The organism is Maricaulis sp. (genome assembly GCF_030149515.1).
Taxonomy (GTDB): Bacteria; Pseudomonadota; Alphaproteobacteria; order Caulobacterales; family Maricaulaceae; genus Maricaulis.
Map to the genome: position 1 here is coordinate 32,848 of NZ_JASBRI010000012.1, position 15,032 is coordinate 47,879.

Genomic DNA, 15,032 nt, shown 5'->3' on the forward strand with positions numbered 1-15,032 from the left:
TCCTGTCAGGAGTTCGTATGCGTCGCCGTTTTCTGTTTGCCAGCGCCCTTGTCACGCTGACCGTTGCGGCCCCGACCGCCCTTGCCGACCGCGAGATCGACAGCGAAATCACCTCTCCGGTGGCAACCTCCACAGCAGGCTCCGGCGGCGGTGCAGACAATATCGTCATCACCAGCAATGGCCGCGTCGTACTTTCCTCGCCCGGCACGGCGGTGACGCTGGACAGCGACAATGACGTCACCATGGACGGCGAAATCGAGATCATCTCCGACGACGACGGCGCCGTGGGCATCCATGTCGTCGGCGGCAATTCCGGCGATCTTAATATCGGCGGCGATATCGTGCTCGATTCCGAAACGCAGCCGGAAGACGAGGGCGAGGACGAGGATCAAGGCTTTTCCGATCTGGACGGTCCCACTGCGATCGGCGGCGAACGCATCGGCGTTCTGATCGATGGTACCGGCGCCTTTGTCGGCAATGTCATCATGGACGCCAGCGGCACGATCACTGTTACCGGCAACGATTCGGCCGGCATCCGGGTGCTGACCGGCGTTGATGGCGACATGCGCCTGGATGGCGCGATCTCGGTGGTGGGCGACAACTCCTACGGCGTCGATCTGTCCGCCGGCCTGACCGGCGATCTCGCCGTGACCTCGGGCGTCAGCACGCGCGGCGGCAATTCCACCGCGGTCAATGTGGCCGGCGATGTCGGCGGTGGCTTCTACCTGCACGGCACCGTGAACGCGACGGGCTACCGCTTCTCCCGCTATTCGAACAACGACGTCTATCTCGCCACGCTGGAAGACGACGACATGCTGCAGAGCGGGCCCGCCGTTCTGGTGCGGTCGAATATCGCCGGCGGGATCCTGTTCGACGCACCGACTGCGGAAAACGGCCTGTCCGGGGCCAGCGCGGTCAATTTCCGCGGTGAAGCCCCGGCCGTGCAGATTCTGGCCGCCACCGGCGACATCGTGATCGGCGAGGCCATCCAGCCCGCCGTCGAGGACAATGAAAACACCGAGGACGAAGACGAGAGTCTGCCGGAAATCCCGCTGGGATATTCCTTCGTCAATCGCGGCTCGGTGACAACGACATCCGATCTCAACGACCGGTCGGCCACGGGCATTCGCGTGGGCGGCAGCGACAATGGCGCCGGCGGGCTCTTCACCGCCACACTGAGCGAAGGCCTGCTGAACACGGGCAGCATTTCGGCAACCTCCTATGCCGACACCGTGACCGCACCGTCCATCGCCATCCATCTGGACGACGGGGCCATTCTGCCGGTCCTGACCAATGAGGGCGTGCTGAGCTCCACCTCCAACTCGGCAAGCGGTGCCACGGTTTTCGGCAGCGCCTTTGCGCTGGTGATCGAAGACGAGGCGGTGCTGGAATCGCTGGTCAATTCGGGCCAGATCCTGGCATCCGGCCGAAACGGCGGCAGCGCCTACGGCATCATCGACCGCTCCGGCACGCTGGAATCGATCACCAATACCGGCCGCATCGTCGTCTCGCGTACCGAAGTCTCCGACTATCTCGACGCCGACGGCAATCTGGTCGAGCCGGAGGACAATGACGACTACGAGCTTGTCGCCCTGGACGCGCGCGCCAACACGACGGGCACAAATTTCCGCCAGTATTGGGAACCCGTGCCCGACGACGGCAATGACGACACCACCGAACCCACGGTTCTGGACGCCAATATCTTCGTTGTCGGCGACATGCTGTTCGGCAGCGGTGACGACACGCTGACGGTCGAGGCCGGGCGCATCACCGGCACGGTCTCCTTCGGCGACGGCCAGGACGCACTCGTGATCGACGGGCGGACCGTACACGATGAAATCCAGCGTCTCATCGATGAAGGCATTGTCGAGGAGATGACGCAGGAGGAGATCTACGCCTCCCTTCCCTATGTCACCAGCGCCATCACCGACAGCGACGGCAATCTGTCCATCGCGGTGGACTTTGCCACGCTGGAACTGGTCGATGACGGCGCCCTGGAAATTTCCGACGCCCGCTTCGGCGAGGGCAGCCTGCTGCTGCTGCAGGTGGATGCCGAAGCCAACAGCCTGCGCAATATCGTAGCCAGCGGCGACATCGTCTTCGAAGCCGGTTCCCGCCTGTCGGTCTCGCTGTCCAACCTGGTCGGCGGCGGCGGCGAATTCGAACTCGTCCGTGCCGGCAATCTGGTGATCGAGGAAGACCTGGCGACACTAAACGACTCGCCGTCGCCTTTCCTCTACAACACGGCCTTCGAAACCGATCCGGACAATGACAATGTCATCCTGCTGACATTGCAGCGCAAATCGGCGAGCGAGCTGGGTCTCAACGCCAACCAGGCCGCCGCCTACGAGACTGCGTTCAACACCTGGACCGACAATGAGGCGCTGGGCGCCGCGCTGGCCTCCCTGACCAATCAGGACGCCTTCCTGAACGCCTACAACCAATTGCTGCCGGAATACGCCGCCAGCGCCATCCAGTTCGCCCTTGCCAGCAATGACAGCGCCACCGGGGCCTTGGCCAACCGGCTGGAAGCGGTGCGCCGCAGCCCGGAGGAAAGCGGCGGGCTGTGGATCCAGGAATTCGGCTATTTTGCCGACCGGGCCGGCACGGCCTTCGGTCCGGGCTATCGCGGCCAGGGGATCGGGGTTGCCGTCGGTTTCGACCGGCCGCTGGGCATGTTCTACGCCGCGGGTATCAACTTCGTCGGCTCGGCCAGCGAGATCTCCGAGGTCGACGGCGTCGACGATCCGATGTCGGCGCTGACCGCCCAGATCGGCACCTATGCCGGCGCGAGCTTCTCCTCGGTCAATCTCGATCTCTATGCCGGTGCCGGCTACGACAGTTTCGAGCACAATCGCCGCGTCCTCATAGGCGAATTCGATGCGTCTCCCAGCGCCGAATGGTCCGGCTACCACGTCACCGGTTCGGGCCGTCTCTCGCGCGATTTCGAATTCGGCGGCCGCTATTATGTGCGCCCGTCCCTGTCGGTCGACTATCTGCGCCTGTTCGAGGAATCCTATACCGAAACCGGTGGTGGCACGGGGATCGACCTGTCTGTCGGCGAACGCGAAACCACCAGTTTCAACGGATCCGCGGTGATGGCATTCGGCGCGGTGTTCGATGGCGATGACAGCTGGTGGTCGCCGCATGTGCGCCTGGGCTATCGCAGCGAGTTCTCCAACGACATCACCGAAACCGAAGCCAGCTTCGTCGATTATGACGAGGTCTTCACCCTGAGGTCCCAGCAATTGCCGGGCTCGGGCTTCCTGTTCGGCTTCGGCGTGAGCGCCGGATCCGGCTACTCCACCTTCTCTTTCGACTATGATGCCGACGTACGCGACGAGTTCATCCGCCATACCGCACGCTTGGTGATGCGCTTGGTATTCTAGCCCAGGCGTTCCCGGGTCCGGCAACTGCCGGTTAACCCTGTTGAGCGAGGCTTGCACGCATGACACGTGCAGGCCTCGTTCTTCTATGCGCCGTCCTCGGCGTCACCGCCTGCGGCCACCGGCCGCCGGACCAGGTAACCGATGCCTGCCTGATCCTGGAAGACAATCGCTCCTGGTGGCGCGCCCTGCAGCGCACGGAACGCCGTTGGGGCGTTCCGCCTGGCGTGCAGCTGGCGATCCTGCGCCGCGAATCCAGCTTCAACGCCCATGCCCGTCCTGCCCGCAACCGCCTCCTGGGCATCATCCCGACGACCCGTCCCTCCAGCGCCTATGGCTACGCCCAGGCACTCGACCAGACCTGGGACTGGTACCGCGAGGACACCGGCCGCCGCGGCGCCGACCGCGACGATTTCGACGATGCCGTGGATTTTGTCGGCTGGTACGCGTCGAAGAGCCGCCAATTGTCGGGCGTACAGCCCTATCAGGCCCGCGAGCTCTATCTGACCTATCACGAAGGTCATGGCGGCTATAATCGTGGCACCTATCGCGGCAAGGGCTGGCTGATCCGGGCCGCCGACACGGTGGCGCGCGACGCCAACCGCTATCAGAGCCAGATCGATCGCTGCGAACGCCGCCTGTCGCGCCGCTTCTGGCTGCTCTGAAAAATACCGGTCGGCGCCCGACTCGTGCATGTTGGGCACATGTCTTCGCAAAACTCTGAAAACGACCTGTTCGGCGGCGCCCCCGCCCCCTCGCCGGAGAAGGCTCCTGCTCCCGGCTATTCGGCCGCGCATATCGAGGTGCTCGAAGGCCTAGAGGCCGTGCGGCGCCGGCCCGGCATGTATATCGGCGGCACGGACGAGCGCGCCTTCCACCACCTGTTTGCGGAAATCCTCGACAATTCTATGGACGAGGCCGTGGCCGGCTGGGCCGACCGTATCGAGGTCGTGGTCGGCGAGGACGGTTATATCACCGTGACCGACAATGGCCGCGGCATTCCCGTCGACCCGCACCCGAAATATCCCGACAAGTCGGCGCTCGAAGTTGTGATGACCATTCTACATGCCGGCGGCAAGTTTTCCGACAGTGCCTACAAGACGTCCGGCGGCCTGCACGGGGTGGGCGTATCGGTGGTGAACGCGCTGTCCGAACAGCTCGAAGTCGAGGTCGCCCGCGACAAGACCCTGTGGCGTCAGATATTTTCCCGGGGCCTGCCCCAGGGCAAGCTGGAAAAGGTCGGCCCGGCTCCCAACCGGCGCGGCACCAGGATCCGCTTCAGGCCCGATACCCAGATCTTCGGCGAGAAGATGCAGGTCAAGCCGGCCCGGGTCTATGCCATGGCCCGTTCCAAGGCCTACCTGCGGCGCGGCGTGAAGATTCAGTGGCGCTGTGCGCCAGGCCTCGTGGACGGTACTGATATCCCGTCCGAAGACCTGCTCTGCTTTCCCGGCGGCCTCGCCGACCGGATGAGCGAACTCGCGGCGAAGAGCTCGCTGATCACGGCCGACGTCTTCGCCGGCCGTGTCGAGCGCGAGGACGGCGCCGGCGGTGTGGAATGGGCCGTAACCTGGTCGGCCAACGGCTATGGCAGCGAGGCCGACGGATTCTGCCAGTCCTACTGCAACACCGTACCCACGCCCCAGGGCGGCACCCACGAGCAGGGCCTGCGCGCGGCGCTGACCAAGGGCCTGCGCGCCTATGCCGAACACACCCATGCCAAGAAGGCGGCCAATATCACGCCCGACGACGTTCTGGGCGGGGCTGGCGCACTGGTTTCGGTCTTCATCGGCGATCCGGAATTCCAGGGCCAGACCAAGGAACGTCTGGCCACCCCCGAGGCCACCAAACTGGTGGAAACCGCGGTGCGCGACCAGTTCGACCACTGGCTGGCCGGCGCACCCAAGGAAGCCGCCAAACTGGTCGAATTCGCAATCGAGCGCGCCGACGAGCGCATGCGGCGGCGCAAGGAAAAAAACGTCAAACGACAGACCGCCTCACGCCGTCTGCGCCTTCCTGGCAAACTGGCCGACTGTTCGCGCGCCGGTTCGGAGGGTACCGAGCTGTTCATCGTCGAGGGCGACTCGGCCGGCGGGTCTGCGAAACAGGCGCGCTCGCGCCAGACCCAGGCCATCCTGCCGCTGCGCGGCAAAATCCTGAACGTCGCCTCGGCCACAGCCGACAAGATCGCCGCCAACCAGGAAATCTCCGACCTCCTGCAGGCGCTGGGCTGTCAGACCGGATCGCGTTTCAATCTGGACGATCTGCGCTATGAACGCGTCGTCATCATGACCGACGCCGATGTCGACGGTGCCCATATCGCCGCACTGCTGATCACCTTCTTCTACCGCTCCATGCCGGAACTCATCCATTCCGGCCGTCTCTTCCTGGCCCAGCCGCCGCTCTACCGGCTCACCCAGGGCTCGCGCACGCTCTATGCCCGCGACGATGCGCACCGCGAACAGATCGTCCGCGACGAGTTCAAGGCCAATGCCAAGGTCGAGGTGGGCCGGTTCAAGGGTCTGGGCGAAATGACACCGGCCCAGCTCAAGGAAACCACGATGGATCCGGACAAGCGCACGCTGGCACGGGTGGTGATCGACGAGAACGACCTGCCGACACTGGATCAGCTGGTAGAGACCCTGATGGGCAAGAAGCCGGAAGCGCGCTTCAAATTCATCCAGGACAATGCGGCCTTTGTCGACGAAGCGGAGCTGGATCTTTAGACCAAGCACACCTTCGCGCATTGGCCTCGGGCCGCTACGGCGCTAGCTTCCTTCCCGAACGGATACAAGGGGAGAGACATGGTCCGACTGACCGCACTTGCCGGTGCGCTCGCCGCGATGACTTCGCTGGCACACGCCGAACCGATCGAATTCTACCAGGTTGACGCCATGCCCTATGACGAGAGCGTCCCCGCGCCGGAGGACGTTCTGGGCTTCGGTGTCGGCGAGAGGCCGGTGCGGCACGACCAGATGGTGACGTATCTTACCCAGCTGGCAGAGCTCTCCGACCGGATCACCGTGGAGACCATCGGGCATACCCACGAAGGCCGGCCCATCCTGTTCTTCGTGGTCACCTCGCCGGAGAACCACGCCCGGCTGGACGCGATTCGCGAAGCCCATCTCGCCCAGCTGGAACCGGGCGCCCAGCCGGCCGACTTGCCTGCCGTGGTCTGGCTCAATTACGGCGTCCACGGCGCCGAATCGGCCGGCATGGATGCGGCCATCCCCACCCTCTACCACTACGCCGCCGCGGAAGGCTTGGAGATCGAGGCCGATCTGCGCGAGGCGGTGATCCTGATCACGGCGATCTTCAATCCGGACGGCCATTCGCGCCGGGTCAATCATGTCGAGACGTTCGGCGGCACGGTGCCCGTCACCGATCCGGATCATGAACAGCACAATCTGTGGACCGAAGCGCGCACCAATCACTACTGGTTCGATCTCAACCGGCAATGGCTGTTGCAGACCCAGCCGGAAAGCCAAGCCTGGCTGAGGCAGTGGCATCGCTGGAAACCGATGGTCTCGGCCGATTTCCACGAAATGGGTACCGAGAGCACGTTCTACTTCCACCCCGGCGAACCGCGCCGGCGCAATCCGCTGATCCCGGAACGCGCCCGCGAACTGACCCGCGGCATCGCCCAGCACCACATCAACTTCCTCGACAGCGAGGCCCGGCTCTATACGTCAGAGGAAGGCTTCGACAACTTCTATGTCGGCAAGGGCTCGACCTATCCCCAGGTGAATGGCTCGCTGGGCATCCTGTTCGAGGTCGGCGCGGCACGCGGCGGCCTGATCGAGGCCGATCGCGGCCTGGTGCGCCATGCCGACAATGTGCGCACGCATTTTCGCACCTCGCTGACAACCGTCTCCGGCGCCCTCGCCCAGCGCGACGAGATCGGCGCCTATCAGCGCCAGTTCTTCAATGATGCGATGCGCCAGGCGCGCAATGACGATGACCGGGCCTTCGTCTTCACCGCCGAAGGCGATCCGGTGCGGGCGGCCTTCTTCCTCGACCTGCTCGACCGCCACGATATCCGCGTCAACGCGCTGGCGCGCGATGTGGAGATCGACGAGCAGGCCTATCGTGCCGGAGAGGCCTATGTGGTCGAACTGGCCCAGCCGCAATACACGATGATCCGCTCCATCTTCGACCGCGTCACCGAATTCGAGGAGAATGTGTTCTACGACGTGTCCGGCTGGACCCTGCCGCTGGCTTACGATCTCGACTACGCGGCCCTGGGCGGACGGTTCAATGCCGGCCTGCTCGGCGAGGCGGTGGAGCCGGCCCCGATCGGCCGCGAGGCACCGGAGCCCTCCTCCTACGGCTATGTCCTGCGCTGGTCGGACTATTACGCCCCGCGCGCGCTCTATCGTCTGCTCGACAATGATATCCGCGTGCGCGTGGCCACCGAACCGGCGACCATTTCGACCCCCCAGGGCGATCTCGAATTCGGTCCCGGCGCCGTCTTCGTGCCGCTGGTCGGTCAGGAACTGGGCCGCCGCGCCATCCACGACCTGGTTGCCCGGGCGGCCACGGAAGACGGTGTGGCGGTCTATTCGGTCACCTCGGGATCGACGGCGGGCGGTTCGCCCGATCTGGGCGATTCCAGCGGTTTCCGCTCGGTCGAGCGACCGGAAGTGCTGCTTCTCTTCGGCGACGGACTGACCAGCTATGATGCCGGCGAAGTCTGGCACCAGCTCGATCACCGCATGCATATCCCGGTGACATTGCGCCGCAAGGACGAGATCTCCGGGCTGGACTGGTCGCGTTACACCCACCTGGTCATCGTCGGCGGCGGAAATACGAGCCTTCCCGAGGCGGCGCGGGACCGCATCGCGCAGTGGATTCGCGAAGACGGCGGCATTCTCGTCGCCACGCGGCAGGCCGCCGAGATGGCCCAGGGCGCCTTCCTCGGGGTGGAAGCGGCCGAGGAGGAAGACGAAGCGGAAGCGGAACCGCTGGAACGCCGCAATTATGCCGACATGGCCATCGACGACGCCGAACACGTCATCGGCGGGGCCCTGTTCGCGGGCGATCTGGACACGACGCACCCGATCGGTTTCGGCTATGCTGACCGCTTCCTCGCGCTGCACCGCAACACCACGCTTACCCTGGAACGACCCGAGGACGACCCCTTCGCCGTGGTGGTGGAATATACCGACGCCCCGCTGCTGTCGGGCTATGCCTCCCAGCGGCGCCGGGACGAGATCGGCGGCACGCCGGCCGTGGTGGCGCAGCGGCTGGGTTCGGGCACGGTGATCCTGTTCGCCGACAATCCGAACTTCCGCGCCACATATCGCGGCAACGAGAAAATGTTCATGAATGCCGTCTTCTTCGGCGGGCTGATCGATCGCGCCCGCGGCGATTACTGACAAGGCCGGCCGGCCCGGGTGTCCGGGCCGGCCGTTTGTACCATTCAACAGGATTGGTGCCCGCGGACCGTCACACGATCGCCGCCGGTATGCGTACGCGTCTGGAAATCCTGTTCGGCTGAACCTGCTGCCCAGGACGGTTTTCCCCGGCCATGTCCGGTTTCGTCATTTGACGCTCGCCCACGAAGCGCGTTCAATCGGCCCTCTTCGCCCGCCAGGGAGTGTCGGCGGGTGCCAATGGGGATATCGCAATGAAACTGACAGCAAGCCTGCCAGCCGCAGCGGCATTGACCGCCGCGTTTGCGCTGGCCGCCTGCAATGGCGGTTCCGAACCGTCCGACAATGGCGGCACAAACGGATCCGATTCCGGCGACGGCGAGATCGTCCGGATCAATCTGGATCCGTACCCGTCGACCTACCGGCCGCGCCCGAGCGGCGTCACCCTGATCCGTGGCGGCACCGTGCTCGACGGTGTAGGCGGACAGATCGACAATGGCGACGTACTGATCGAGAACGGCCGGATCGCGGCCGTGGGAACCGGTCTGGAAGCGCCCGAAGGCGCCACGGTGATCGACGCGGCCGGCCGTTATGTCACGCCCGGCATCATCGACATCCACTCGCATCTGGGCGTCTATCCCTCGCCCGGCGCCAATGCCCACAGCGACGGCAATGAGGCGACCGAACCGGTGACCGCGGAAGTCTGGGCCGAACACTCGGTCTGGCCGCAGGACCCCGGCTTCGAACACGCCCTCGCCGGGGGTGTGACCACGCTGCACATCCTGCCCGGTTCGGCCAATCTGTTCGGCGGCCGCGGCATCACCCTGCGCAATGTGGCCGCACGCACCGTGCAGGAAATGAAGTTTCCCGATGCGCCCTACACCCTGAAAATGGCCTGCGGCGAAAACCCGTCGCGCGTGTACGGCAACCGCGGCCGCTCGCCGGCGACCGACATGGGCAATATGGCCGGCTATCGGGCGTCCTGGATCCGGGCATCGGACTATCGCGACAGCTGGGAGGAATACTGGGCCGAGGCGGAAGCCGGCGAGGATGCCGATCCGCCGACCCAGGACCTGGAACTGGACACGCTGATGGGTGTGCTGGAGGGCGAGATTCTGGTGCAGATGCACTGCTATCGCGCCGACCAGATGGCCCAGGTCATCGATATGTCGGAGGAGTTCGGCTATCAGGTCACGACCTTCCACCATGCGGTCGAAGCCTACAAGATCCCGGACCTCCTGGCCGAGGCGGGCTCGTGTGCCGCCGTGTGGGCCGATTGGGGCGGCTTCAAGATGGAAGCCTATGACAGCGTTCGCGAAAACCTGGCCATGACGCACGCAAACGGCGCCTGTGCCATGATCCATTCCGACGACGACAACGGCATCCAGCGGCTGAACCAGGAAATCGCCAAGGCGCTCGGCGACGGCCGCCGCGCCGGTCTGGACATTTCCGAGGCGGAGGCCTGGAGCTGGGTGTCCTCCAATCCGGCGCACGCGCTGGGTATCGGCGATCAGACGGGCGCCCTGCAGGAAGGCCTGCGCGCGGATATCGTCCTGTGGTCCGGCAATCCCTACTCCACCTACACACGGGCCGATCAGGTGTGGATCGACGGCGCACTCAGCTATGACCGCCGCAATGAAGACCTACAGCCCGTCCGCGACTTCATGCTCGGCCAGCCCGGCGAAGGAGAGCAGTAATGAGACAGCTGATTTCAGCCCTGGCGGTCGGCCTGACGCTCGCAGCGCCCGCCGCCGCCCAGACCTACGCCGTCACCAATGGCCGCGTGGTCACCAATACCGATAGTGGCATTCTGGAGAACGCGACGGTGGTCATTCGCGACGGCGATATCGTTGCGGTCGGTACGGGCGCAGACGTGCCCTCCGACGCCACGGTGATCGATGCCCAAGGCGGCTGGATCACACCCGGCCTCTTCGCTCCCTATTCCCAGCTTGGGCTGATCGAGGTCGCGCTGGAGGGGTCCACCACCGACCACAGTGCCGGCGAAAGCCCGTTCTCCGTCGCGCTGGACGTGGCCGACGGCTTCAATCCGGCCGGTACGCACATCGCCTCCAACCGGATCGAAGGCCTCACCCGGGCGGCGCTGTTCCCGTCGACCGGACACAATATCTTTGCCGGCCACGGTGCGCTGATCGACACGTCCGGAGCCGCGGATTCCTTGTTCCAGAGCGGCAGTTTCGTCGTGGCTGACCTGTCGCAGTCCGGGGCCAGCGAAGCCGGCGGTTCGCGTCCGGCGGCCTGGGCCTATCTGGAAGCCGCCCTCGCCGATGCGCGCGGCTATCCGGGCCGTTTCGCCGGCGATCACGAAGGCGACGCGCTCAACCGGTTCGACGCGGCCGCATTGCTGCCGGTGGCACGCGGACGCATGCCACTGATCTTGCAGGTCAACCGGGCGGCCGACATCCGCCGGGCAATCCGCTTCCAGGAAGACAATGCCCCGCTGCAGATCGTTATCGCCGGCGCAGCCGAAGCCTGGATCGTGGCCGACGAACTGGCCGAGGCCGGCATCCCGGCGATCATCGATCCGCTGCAGGACCTGCCGTCATCCTTCGATACGATCGGCTCCTCGCTGCAAAACGCCGCACGGCTCCACGCCGCCGGCGTGACGGTGGCCTATGCCACCCTCACCGCAGACGGGTATTTCAATGCACGCCTGCTGCCCCAGCATGCCGGCAATGCCGTGGCCAACGGCGTTGCCTGGAATGCGGCTTTCCGCGCCATCACCCTCACCCCGGCCGAAATCTTCGGCGTGGGCGACCGCTACGGCGCCCTGGCACCGGGTTATGCAGGCGATGTCGTGGTCTGGGATGGCGACCCGCTGGAAGTGATGAGCGCGCCGACGGCGATATTCATCGATGGCGAGCCGACGGAGATGGAATCACGGCAGACCCGGCTGCGGGACCGTTACATCAATATCACGGACGACACGCCATTTGCCTATAGAGACTAGGCTTTCAGCCCTGTTGCGTTGACACAACGCAGCGTGTCCGTATTTTGCGCCCACCTGCGGCCGCGCCATAACGGCGCGGCCGTACTTCTTAGTGTCTTGACCAAAGGACGCCATGACGTTCGCCGAACTCGGACTGAGCCCGAAACTCCTCGAAGCCATTGAAGCGGCCGGCTATACCGAGCCGACCCCGATTCAGGCCGGCGCCATTCCGCCGGCCCTGGCCGGACGCGACGTCCTCGGCATCGCCCAGACGGGCACCGGCAAGACGGCCTCCTTCACCCTGCCGCTGATCGAACGCCTCTCGCGCGGACGCGCCAAGGCGCGCATGCCGCGCTCGCTGATCATCGCGCCCACGCGCGAACTGGCCGCCCAGGTGGCGGAGAATTTCGAGACCTATTCGAAAGGCCAGAAACTCTCCATGGCGCTGCTGATCGGTGGCGTCGCCTTCGGTCCCCAGGAAGAGATCCTCAACAAGGGCGCCGATGTGCTGATCGCGACGCCCGGCCGCCTACTGGACCATTTCGAGCGCGGCAAATTGCTGATGACGGGCGTGCAATTCCTCGTCGTCGACGAAGCTGACCGCATGCTGGACATGGGCTTCATCCCGGATCTGGAACGCATTTTCAACATGGTCCCGCCGCGCCGGCAGGTCTTGTTCTTCTCGGCCACGATGCCGAAGGAAATCAAGAGCCTGGTCGATCGTTTCCTGAACGATCCGGAACGTGTCGAAGTCGCCCGCCCGGCCACGACCGGCGCCAATATCAAGCAATTCCTGGTGCGTCTGAACTCCTCGGTTGCCAAGGACAAGCGTGCCGCCCTGCGCGCGGCGATGAATCGCGACGGCGTGAAGAACGGCATCATTTTCTGCAACCGCAAGCGCGACGTCGATATCGTGGCCCGCTCGCTGCAGCGCCACAGCTTTTCCGCCGCTCCGATCCACGGCGATCTGGACCAGTCAGCCCGCACCGCGACGCTGGCGGGCTTCAAGTCGGGCGAGCTGCGCTTCCTGGTCGCCAGCGATGTGGCAGCACGCGGACTGGACATTCCCGATGTCAGCCATGTCTTCAATTATGACACACCGCATCATGCGGACGATTATGTACACCGGATCGGCCGGACCGGACGTGCCGGGAAGACGGGTGAATCCATTACCATTGCCACTCCCGCCGACGACAAGTCCCTGTCCGCAGTGCTGAAACTGATCCAGCAGGACATCCCCGAACTCGACCTGGCCGGGCTTCCTGCCAAGGAAGACAGCGCACCGCCGAAACGGTCGCGTAGCGCCCCCAAGGATAAAAAGCAGGAGACGAGGAGAGCCGGGACGGACGCGGGCGAGAAAAGCCGAAAGCCCTCGCGAAGATCGTCTTCCAAACCACAGAAACCCAAAGACAATGATGGTCCCGTTGTGGGTTTCGGCGACCACGTTCCCGATTTCATGACCTGACCGTCGCGGCGTCCACGCAGGCTTCGCTCACCTGCATTCAACCGCAGCTCTGTCATATTTGATGAGCAATTTTTACCTCTTCTTTTCCTTTCAGGGCTAGCGTTCCACGTAACGCAGGCAGGGACGGGTCGCCTGCCGAGAAAAGGACAGATTCGTGAACGGTCGACTGCTGGGCAATGAGGGGCGTGAGTTCGCGCACAAGGCGCTGGATCTCATGGAACAGTACGGCGTTCCGCCAACGCCGGAGAATTATGCTGTCTGGATCTGCTACGCCAGCGACACCAATCCAGAACTCTGCGAATCGGTGCGCCAGCACATCGAGACCGATCAGGCCTTCACCGACAATCTGAACGCCGACCTGTTCGAGCAGTACTTCCAGTGGAAGGCCATCCAGGACGCCATCCTGGAAAGCGGCGGCGCTATGTGCCGCGAGCTTGGTTCAGTCCAGCAGCAATTGCAGGATGCCGAACGCGACACGGCAGCCTACGGCAAGGCCCTGGAAGGCGCGACCAGCCAGCTGGACAACGCCCAGGACGCCGAAAGCATGCGCCGCCTGGTGGAATCCCTGGTCTCGGCCACGGCCCGCATGCAGGCCCGCAGCCAGGCTCTGGAAGACAAGCTGCAGGCGACCTCAAACGAAGTGACGCAATTGCGCTCGCACCTGGAGAAGGTGCGCCAGGAAGCCATGACCGATGCCCTTACCGGTATCGCCAACCGCAAGCGTTTCGACGAGACCCTGCGACGCGCCCGGCGCGAGGCAGAAACCAAGAAACAGCCGCTCAGCCTGGTCCTGTGCGATATCGACTTTTTCAAGCGCTTCAACGACACCTGGGGCCATCAGACCGGCGACCAGATCATCCGCTTTGTGGCCGGCTGCCTGACCCGCCATTCCCAGGAGCATCACGTGGTCGCCCGCTATGGCGGCGAGGAATTCGGCATCGTGATGCCCAATACCGATGCCGGTACGGCCGCAGAGATTTCCGAACGCATCCGCAAGACCGTGGAATCGAAGAAGTTGCTGCGCAAATCGACCAATGAGGATTTGGGCAATATCACCGTCTCTCTGGGTGTTGCCACTTATCGCGACGGCGAATCGATCGAGGAACTCATCGAGCGATCCGACGCCAATCTCTACAAGTCGAAGACGGAAGGCCGCAACCGGTCGACCACGGATACGCCTGGCGCCACCCGCGACGCCGCCTGAGGCGGAGCCCAATCCAGTGGAATGAAGAAAGCCGTCCCCTCCGGGCGGCCTTTTCGTATCAGCCGTCGGCCGGCGGCCGGGTTGCCTGGAAACTCGGCCGGGCCGACCAGGCCTCGGCCAGGGCCTGCAATTGCGGCCGGTTCTCGCGCCAATGGCTCTCCGGATAGCGGAAATCGAGATAGGACAGGGCCACTGCCATGGTCAGCGGTCCCTGCGCCATGGGATTGTCGACCTCCCCCATGCCCGCTTCCAGCTCGTCCAGCGCGCGCAGAATGCCGCGCTCGCGGCGGCCGATCCAGAAATCGGAGCGGATGCCTTCGTCGCGCACCATTTCCACCCGGCGCATCACGGTGAGATCGAGAAGGCCGTTGCCCAACGCCTCCAGGCGCCGGTCATTCCAGTCGCGCGGCCACGGATCCCCGGCCTGTTCGGCAATGTAGTCGGCAATCAGCGCGCTTTCCGTGAGCGCCTGGCCGTCATCCATCATCAGACAGGGCACCCGGCCCAGCGGATTGGCGCTCAACAGGTCGGGATCGTCGTCGAAGGGATGCGCCTCCACCTCCTCCACCTGGCCGGCAAGCCCGAGCTCGCGCACCATGACGCGGCATTTTCGCGAATAGGGCGAGGTGGTGGAGATGATGAGTTTCATGGCGCC

Annotated in this window: 9 protein-coding genes; 8 read left to right on the top strand and 1 reads right to left on the bottom strand. The window is 64.6% G+C overall.

Annotated features, from left to right (window positions below; translation table 11 throughout):
• The first annotated feature begins 17 nt into the window (after window positions 1–17).
• The 8 genes from Q1U94_RS04845 to Q1U94_RS04880 all read left to right on the top strand — a co-directional run bounded on the left by Q1U94_RS04845 (window position 18) and on the right by Q1U94_RS04880 (window position 14,377).
• Complete coding sequence (locus Q1U94_RS04845) at window positions 18–3,389, top strand: autotransporter outer membrane beta-barrel domain-containing protein (protein ID WP_300542377.1); 3,372 nt, start codon at window positions 18–20, stop codon at window positions 3,387–3,389.
• Window positions 3,390–3,448: 59 nt separating this feature from the next.
• Entirely contained in the window at window positions 3,449–4,051 is a 603-nt protein-coding gene (locus Q1U94_RS04850) for a hypothetical protein (protein ID WP_300542378.1), read from the top strand.
• 39 nt (window positions 4,052–4,090) lie between these two features.
• Window positions 4,091–6,112: a DNA topoisomerase IV subunit B gene (parE, locus tag Q1U94_RS04855; RefSeq protein ID WP_300542379.1), complete on the top strand. Its 2,022-nt coding sequence runs from the start codon at window positions 4,091–4,093 to the stop codon at window positions 6,110–6,112.
• A gap of 78 nt (window positions 6,113–6,190) precedes the next feature.
• Entirely contained in the window at window positions 6,191–8,764 is a 2,574-nt protein-coding gene (locus Q1U94_RS04860; RefSeq protein WP_300542380.1) for a M14 family zinc carboxypeptidase, read from the top strand.
• A gap of 251 nt (window positions 8,765–9,015) precedes the next feature.
• Entirely contained in the window at window positions 9,016–10,458 is a 1,443-nt protein-coding gene (locus Q1U94_RS04865) for an amidohydrolase (RefSeq protein WP_300542382.1), read from the top strand.
• Window positions 10,458–11,729: an amidohydrolase family protein gene (locus Q1U94_RS04870; RefSeq protein WP_300542384.1), complete on the top strand. Its 1,272-nt coding sequence runs from the start codon at window positions 10,458–10,460 to the stop codon at window positions 11,727–11,729. The genes Q1U94_RS04865 and Q1U94_RS04870 overlap by 1 nt, the downstream gene beginning before the upstream one ends.
• A 112-nt stretch (window positions 11,730–11,841) precedes the next feature.
• The gene (locus Q1U94_RS04875; RefSeq protein ID WP_300542386.1) at window positions 11,842–13,173 is read left to right on the top strand and encodes a DEAD/DEAH box helicase; all 1,332 of its coding nucleotides are present in this window, start codon (window positions 11,842–11,844) and stop codon (window positions 13,171–13,173) included.
• Window positions 13,174–13,327: 154 nt separating this feature from the next.
• Window positions 13,328–14,377: a GGDEF domain-containing protein gene (locus Q1U94_RS04880; RefSeq protein WP_300542387.1), complete on the top strand. Its 1,050-nt coding sequence runs from the start codon at window positions 13,328–13,330 to the stop codon at window positions 14,375–14,377.
• A 58-nt stretch (window positions 14,378–14,435) separates the two neighbouring features.
• Here Q1U94_RS04880 and Q1U94_RS04885 read toward each other — a convergent pair whose 3' ends face one another.
• Entirely contained in the window at window positions 14,436–15,026 is a 591-nt protein-coding gene (locus Q1U94_RS04885; RefSeq protein ID WP_300542389.1) for a glutathione S-transferase N-terminal domain-containing protein, read from the bottom strand.
• Window positions 15,027–15,032: the final 6 nt, after the last annotated feature.

What these genes read in the sequence shown, in the direction of transcription:
- Q1U94_RS04860 (WP_300542380.1), top strand. Translation starts at nt 6,191, where the DNA reads ATGGTCCGACTGACCGCACTTGCCGGTGCGCTCGCCGCGATGACTTCG.
- Q1U94_RS04850 (WP_300542378.1), top strand. Translation starts at nt 3,449, where the DNA reads ATGACACGTGCAGGCCTCGTTCTTCTATGCGCCGTCCTCGGCGTCACC.
- Q1U94_RS04870 (WP_300542384.1), top strand. Translation starts at nt 10,458, where the DNA reads ATGAGACAGCTGATTTCAGCCCTGGCGGTCGGCCTGACGCTCGCAGCG.
- Q1U94_RS04865 (WP_300542382.1), top strand. Translation starts at nt 9,016, where the DNA reads ATGAAACTGACAGCAAGCCTGCCAGCCGCAGCGGCATTGACCGCCGCG.
- Q1U94_RS04845 (WP_300542377.1), top strand. Translation starts at nt 18, where the DNA reads ATGCGTCGCCGTTTTCTGTTTGCCAGCGCCCTTGTCACGCTGACCGTT.
- Q1U94_RS04885 (WP_300542389.1), bottom strand. Translation starts at nt 15,026, where the DNA reads ATGAAACTCATCATCTCCACCACCTCGCCCTATTCGCGAAAATGCCGC.
- Q1U94_RS04875 (WP_300542386.1), top strand. Translation starts at nt 11,842, where the DNA reads ATGACGTTCGCCGAACTCGGACTGAGCCCGAAACTCCTCGAAGCCATT.
- parE (WP_300542379.1), top strand. Translation starts at nt 4,091, where the DNA reads ATGTCTTCGCAAAACTCTGAAAACGACCTGTTCGGCGGCGCCCCCGCC.